A 6417-nucleotide genomic window follows, 5' to 3' on the forward strand; every position below is an offset into this window, starting at 1 on the left:
GTGGGGTTCTCGTGGTTCTCGCACGGGCACATCTTGCAGGACAGGCAACGCGTGAGGCGCTGGCCACGGGATGTGCTGCACCTCACCCTGTCTGTCATGTCCCCGAGCGGGGAGAATTGCCCGCCGGGACCCAGTTCGCGCCGCACCGACCAGCAGGCCCACCAGAGCCAGCTGCACCACCAGACCAGCCGGATCATCAGAATCACCAGAGGAGCCGCCCCATGTCCGACTTCGTACCGGGACTCGAAGGAGTCGTCGCGTTCGAGACGGAGATCGCCGAGCCGGACAAGGAGGGGGGTTCGCTGCGCTATCGCGGGGTCGACATCGAGGAACTCGTCGGCCATGTGGGCTTCGGAAACGTGTGGGGCCTGTTGGTGGACGGGAAGTTCGATCCGGGCCTGCCGCCCGCCGAGCCGTTCCCGATCCCGGTGCACTCGGGTGACATCCGGGTGGACGTCCAGTCCGCGCTGGCCATGCTCGCCCCGGTGTGGGGCCTCAAGCCCCTGCTGGACATCGATGCCGAGGAGGCCCGGGACGACCTGGCCCGCGCGGCCGTGATGGCCCTGTCGTACGTCGCCCAGTCCGCTCGCGGGCAGGGGCTGCCGATGGTGCCGCAGAGCGAGATCGACAAGGCGCACTCCATCACCGAGCGCTTCATGATCCGCTGGCGCGGGGAGCCCGACCCCAAGCATGTGGCCGCCGTGGACGCGTACTGGAGCTCGGCCGCCGAGCACGGCATGAACGCCTCCACCTTCACCGCCCGGGTGATCGCCTCCACCGGGGCGGACGTGGCCGCGGCGCTGTCCGGGGCGGTCGGCGCCATGTCCGGGCCGCTGCACGGCGGCGCGCCCTCCCGGGTGCTCGGCATGATCGAGGAGATCGAGCGGACGGGCGACGCCGAGGGCTATGTGAAGGCCGCGCTCGACCGCGGCGAGCGGCTGATGGGCTTCGGCCACCGGGTCTACCGCGCCGAGGACCCGCGCGCCCGGGTGCTGCGCCGGACCGCCCGTGAGCTGGGCGCGCCGCGCTTCGAGGTCGCCGAAGCGCTGGAGAAGGCGGCGCTGGCCGAGCTGCACGCCCGCCGCCCGGACCGGGTGCTCGCCACCAATGTGGAGTTCTGGGCCGCGATCGTGCTGGACTTCGCGGAGGTGCCGGCCCACATGTTCACCTCGATGTTCACCTGCGCCCGTACGGCCGGCTGGTCGGCGCACATCCTGGAGCAGAAGCGCACCGGTCGGCTGGTCCGGCCGTCCGCGCGGTACATCGGCCCGGCCTCGCGCGGCCCGCAGGAGATCGAGGGCTACACGGGCATCGCCCACTGAGCCGCCGAGCCGCCGAGCCGCTGATCCGCTGATCCGCTGATCCGCTGATCCGCTGATCCGCTGGGAGCCTCCGCCCTCCTGCTCGGCCCCTGCTCTCCCAGCCGTCCAGGCCGCCCCGCCCGCGTACCCGCGAGTGGGGCGGCCGCTCCGGCGCGCGCCGCGCCCCCCGCACCCGGACGGGCTCCCGAGCGCCCGGCCAGGCACGTCTCACCGGATGGGACACTCACCGAAACGCATCCGTTACGCACTACGCTGCCAACGTGGCCGATATCCAGATTCCCGCTGAAATCAAGCCCACCGACGGACGGTTCGGGTCGGGCCCCTCCAAGGTGCGGACGCAGGCGCTCGACGCGCTCGCCGCGACCGGGACGTCCCTGCTCGGCACCTCTCACCGCCAGGCGCCGGTGAAGAACCTGGTCGGTCAGGTCCGCGACGGCATCCGGCAGCTCTTCTCGCTGCCCGACGGCTACGAGGTGGTGCTCGGCAACGGCGGCTCCACCGCCTTCTGGGACATCGCCACGCACGGCCTGATCAGTGAGAAGTCCCAGCACCTGTCCTTCGGCGAGTTCTCCTCGAAGTTCGCCAAGGCGGCGCAGCTCGCGCCCTGGCTCGCCGAGCCGACCATCGTGAAGTCGGAGCCCGGCAGCCACCCGCGGCCGGCCGCCGAGGTGGGTGTGGACGTCTACGCCCTCACCCACAACGAGACCTCCACCGGTGTCGCGCTGCCGATCCACCGGGTGGCCGGGGCCGACGAGGGCGCGCTGGTCCTGGTGGACGCCACCTCGGGCGCGGGCGGCCTGCCGGTCGACATCACCGAGACGGACGTCTACTACTTCGCGCCGCAGAAGTCCTTCGCGGCCGACGGCGGCCTGTGGCTGGCCGTGTTCTCCCCGGCGGCGCTGGAGCGGGCGGCGGCCGTCGCCGCGTCCGGCCGGCACATTCCGGCGTTCTTCGACCTGCCGACCGCGATCGACAACTCGACGAAGAACCAGACGTACAACACCCCGGCGGTGAGCACCCTCTTCCTGCTCAACGAGCAGCTGGAGTGGATCAACGGCCAGGGCGGCCTGGACTGGGCGGTCAAGCGCACCGCCGACTCGTCGTCGCGGCTGTACGGCTGGGCGGACCGGGCGTCGTACGCCACCCCGTTCGTCGCCGACCCGGAGCAGCGTTCCCAGGTCGTCGGCACCATCGACTTCGAGGACGGGATCGACGCCGCCGCGGTGGCCAAGGTGCTGCGGGCCAACGGGATCGTGGACACCGAGCCCTACCGCAAGCTGGGGCGCAACCAGCTGCGGGTCGCGATGTTCCCGGCCGTCGACCCGGCCGACGTCGAGGCGCTGACCGCCAGCATCGACTACGTCATCGGTCAGCTCTGACCCCTGGCCGGCACCCGGGCGGCGGGCTGCGACCCGAGCGTTCACCGGTACGGCGGCGGCCCGCTCTCCCAGCGGACCGCCGCCGTACCGCGTCCCGGCCCCGTCCCGTCAACTCCCCGCCGAGCCCCCGCCGACCCCGGGGCGAACTCCTTGCCCGCCCGCCCGGCTATCCGCGCCGCCGCCGTGCGACGTTCCGGATTCCCACCCCGATCGCCCCGATGACGACCAGCAGCCCGATCCCCACCACCTTGTGACCCGCGCTCTGCGGCTTCGGATCGGACGACGCGCTCTGCGCCGATCCGCCCGCCGCGCCGGCGCCGCCCGAGCCGGTCGCGGCGACCTGGTCGGGCAGGTCCTTGCCGCTGAGCGGCTCGCGCCACACCTCGCTGTCGCGGCCCTCGCTGCCGTACATCAGGGCCCGGCCGTCGGTCGTGTACGTGACCGACTCGCCCTGCTGCTGCAGGGGTACGTCGAGGCTGCCGATCTTCTGCGGACGGCCGGCGGTCCAGCGGTAGTCGGTGGACCAGAAGTAGCCGCGCAGCACCAGCCGGGTGCCGTCGGGCGAGAAGGCGCCGTCGGTCACCCAGGGCACGTCGGCGATGCTGCGGAAGGTGTTGACGCCGTTCGGGTCGAGTTCGGCGGGGCCTTCGTAGAGGTGGCCGCCGTCCTCGTTCTTGCTGGCGATGTAGACCCGGCCGGTCTTCGGCTGGACCATCAGTGCCTCGGCGTTGCGCGGACCGCCGTCGTACTTCACGGTGAAGCGGGTGACGTCCACCGTCTGGTCCCGCAATTGGCGCGGCTCGGCGAAGCGGTAGATCCAGACCTCCGGCCAACTGCCGTTCAGGTTGTCGCCGATGTCGCCGACGTAGAGATCGCCGTCGGGGCCGATCGAGATGGCCTCCACGTCCCGGGCGTGGATGCCGCGCATCGTCACCCGGGCGACGGTCTTGCCGGTGGCGGAGTCGATGGCGTAAACGTACGGGCCGTCGCCGCTGTCGTTGTGCGTCCAGTAGATGCCGGGGTGCAGGCGGCTGGCGGCCAGGCCGCTGGATTCGGTGATCCGCGGGTCGCTGATGTGGAAGGCGACCGACGGCCCGCTGTCGGCGACGGCCGGCCCGGCGGCGGCGCAGGCCAGCACGAAGGCGGCGCAGGCGGCGGCCACCGGCAGGACCCGGGGGGAGCGCGCCGAGCGGGCCGCACCGGCCCTACGGTCCGCACGGTCCGCACGGGCGGGGGACGCCTGGGGTTCCGCTCGGGCCGACGGCCCCGAACGGCTCCGACGGATCAGGCCGCTCAGGCCAATCAGGCCAATCAGGCCAATCAGGCCCATCAGGCGGCTCAGGCGGATCACGCCGGGAAGGCGGGTCGGGAGAAGGGCGCGCATGGACCCCAGTGTCCCTGTTCGGTCGCCGGTCGGGGATGATGCCCCGCATGCGCTACCTCTTCGTCGGCGACTCGATGACTGTGGGCACCGCCGGCGACTACACCTGGCGCTACCGCATGTGGCAGCACCTGTGCGGCCTCGGCGAGCGGTTCACGGTGGTCGGCCCGCGCACCGGGCTGTACGACGCGGTGGCCGACGAGGCGGTCTCCGCGGATTACGCCGATCCGGGGTTCCCGGCCCACGCCCGCCGCCATCTGGCCGGCTGGGGTGAGGGCTGGCTGCACATGGTGCCGCAGATCGGCGAGGTGGTACGCGAACACCGCCCGGACGTCCTGCTCGTCTCGCTCGGCCTGATCGACCTGGGCTTCTACACCGACGCGGCGGAGACCGCCGCGAACGTGGCGCGCTTCATCGCGCAGGCCCGGGCGGCCAGACCGGCGGTGCGGATGGTGCTGCTGCCGGTGATCCCCAATACCCGCGCCGACCTCGACCCCGGCTTCGCCGACCAGTGCGCCGAGCTGAACGAGCGGACCGCCAAGGTCGTCGCCGAACTGGACTCCGCCGCCTCGCCGCTGCTGCTGGCCTCCCGCCCGGCCGGCTACGACATACGGCTCGACACCTACGACGGCACGCATCCCAACCCGGCCGGCGAGCACAAGTTGGCCGCGGCCTTCGCGGACGCGATGCACCAGGGCTGGGGCCTCGGGGCCCCGTACGAGGTCGACTGACCCCCGGGCCCGGCCGGCCGCCGCCCGCCGCGGACCGGGGCCCCTTGATTGGAGCGCACTCCAAGGGCTTGGGTGGGGCGTATGGAGTACACACAGCTCGGACGTACCGGTCTCAAGGTCAGCCGTCTGGTGCTCGGCACCATGAACTTCGGTCCGCAGACCGACGAGGCCGACAGCCACTCGATCATGGACGCGGCACTGGCCGCGGGGGTCAACTACTTCGACACCGCCAATGTCTACGGGTGGGGCGAGAACAAGGGCCGCACCGAGGAGATCATCGGCAGCTGGTTCGCGAAGGGCGGTGACCGGCGGGACAAGACCGTGCTGGCCACCAAGCTCAACGGTTACATGGGCACGGACGAGACCCCGTGGCCGAACCACGACAAGCTGTCCGCGGTCAACATCCGCCGGGCCGTCGAGGCGAGCCTGAAGCGGCTCGGCACCGACTACATCGACATCTACCAGTTCCACCACGTGGACCGGGCCACGCCGTGGGAGGAGATCTGGCAGGCGATCGACGTCCTGGTCCAGCAGGGCAAGATCCTCTACGCCGGGTCGAGCAACTTCGCCGGCTGGCACATAGCGCAGGCCAACGAGGCGGCCGCCCGGCGCGGTTCGCTGGGCCTGGTCAGCGAGCAGTGCCTGTACAACCTGATGGAGCGGCGGGCCGAGATGGAGGTGATCCCGGCGGCGCAGTCGTACGGCCTCGGGGTCATCCCGTGGTCGCCGCTGCACGGCGGGCTGCTCGGCGGGGCGCTGCGCAAGCAGCGCGAGGGCGGCGGCAGCCGCTCCACCAGCGGCCGGTCCGCGGACTCGCTGCAGTCCGAGGAGCAGCGTGCCTCGATCCAGGCGTACGAGGACCTGTGCGACAAGCACGGGTTGCAGCCGGGTGATGTCGGCCTGGCCTGGCTGCTGACCCGGCCCGGAGTGACGGGTCCGATTGTCGGCCCGCGGACCCAGGACCAGTTGGACTCGGCCCTGCGGGCGGTGGAGCTGACGCTGTCGGAGGAGTTCCTGACCTCGCTGGACGAGATCTTCCCGGGCCCCGGCCCGTCCCCGGAGGCCTTCGCCTGGTGACGGATCCCGGGCTCCCGCCGGGCCCGGGCGCCGCCGCGGTTCAGCGAACCGCGGCGGCGACCACCACCACTACGAGCATCAGGACGAAGGCGGCGGTCATCACACGCGTACGGGTCTTGGGGTCCACGGTCCGAGGTTAGCCGCCGGGCCCGGCGGTCCCTGCGGCCGGGCCACCCCGGCCACCTCACCGGCCACCTCCCCGCCGACCACCCCGGCGATCAGCCGGGCCACCCCGGCCACCCCCGGCGATCAGCGGGGCCGCCCCGGCCACCCCGGCAATCAGCGGGGCCGCCCCCGCGACCTCCCCGGCGATCAGGCGCGGCCGAGCGGCCAGGCCGCCACCGTCGTGTAGTGCGGCTGCTCGCCCGGCACTCCGGAACGCGGCAACTCGCTGCTCACCAGGCGGAGCGTGTCGGCCGTCCACGGTGAACCGCGGAAGCCGGCCAGTGCCTGCGCCAGCGGTCCCAGCGCCACCGGGCGGGATTCCGGCGCCAGCGGGCCGGCCCCCGTTGTCGCCCCCTCGGCGG

General features: G+C 72.5%; 5 protein-coding genes and 1 pseudogene. 4 read left to right on the forward strand and 2 right to left on the reverse strand.

Features of this window, described 5'->3' with window-relative positions; translation table 11 throughout:
* Positions 1-221: 221 nt before the first annotated feature.
* On the forward strand, positions 222-1322 hold the full coding sequence (locus tag GA0115240_RS30330) for a citrate synthase 2 (protein ID WP_093741619.1): 1101 nt from the start codon (positions 222-224) through the stop codon (positions 1320-1322).
* Between the two features lie 260 nt (positions 1323-1582).
* On the forward strand, positions 1583-2701 hold the full coding sequence (gene serC / locus GA0115240_RS30335) for a phosphoserine transaminase (RefSeq protein ID WP_093741621.1): 1119 nt from the start codon (positions 1583-1585) through the stop codon (positions 2699-2701).
* A 166-nt stretch (positions 2702-2867) separates the two neighbouring features.
* On the opposite strand, the gene GA0115240_RS30340 is transcribed toward serC, so the two are convergent.
* Positions 2868-3863, reverse strand: coding sequence for a hypothetical protein (locus GA0115240_RS30340; protein WP_256070089.1), 996 nt, complete (start codon positions 3861-3863; stop codon positions 2868-2870).
* A 269-nt stretch (positions 3864-4132) separates the two neighbouring features.
* Here GA0115240_RS30340 and GA0115240_RS30345 point away from each other — a divergent pair, with 269 nt between their 5' ends.
* Positions 4133-4813 carry a GDSL-type esterase/lipase family protein gene (locus tag GA0115240_RS30345; RefSeq protein ID WP_093741622.1) on the forward strand — a complete coding sequence of 227 codons (681 nt, stop codon included), beginning with the start codon at positions 4133-4135 and terminating at the stop codon, positions 4811-4813.
* Positions 4814-4894: 81 nt separating this feature from the next.
* Complete coding sequence (locus GA0115240_RS30350) at positions 4895-5890, forward strand: aldo/keto reductase (protein ID WP_093741624.1); 996 nt, start codon at positions 4895-4897, stop codon at positions 5888-5890.
* A 312-nt stretch (positions 5891-6202) separates the two neighbouring features.
* On the opposite strand, the pseudogene GA0115240_RS38850 reads toward GA0115240_RS30350, so the two are convergent.
* Positions 6203-6417: pseudogene (locus GA0115240_RS38850) on the reverse strand (RNA 2',3'-cyclic phosphodiesterase); the annotation flags it as partial.

Origin of the sequence: Streptomyces sp. DvalAA-14, from assembly GCF_900091855.1 — a bacterium.
Classification (GTDB): Bacteria; Actinomycetota; Actinomycetes; order Streptomycetales; family Streptomycetaceae; genus Actinacidiphila.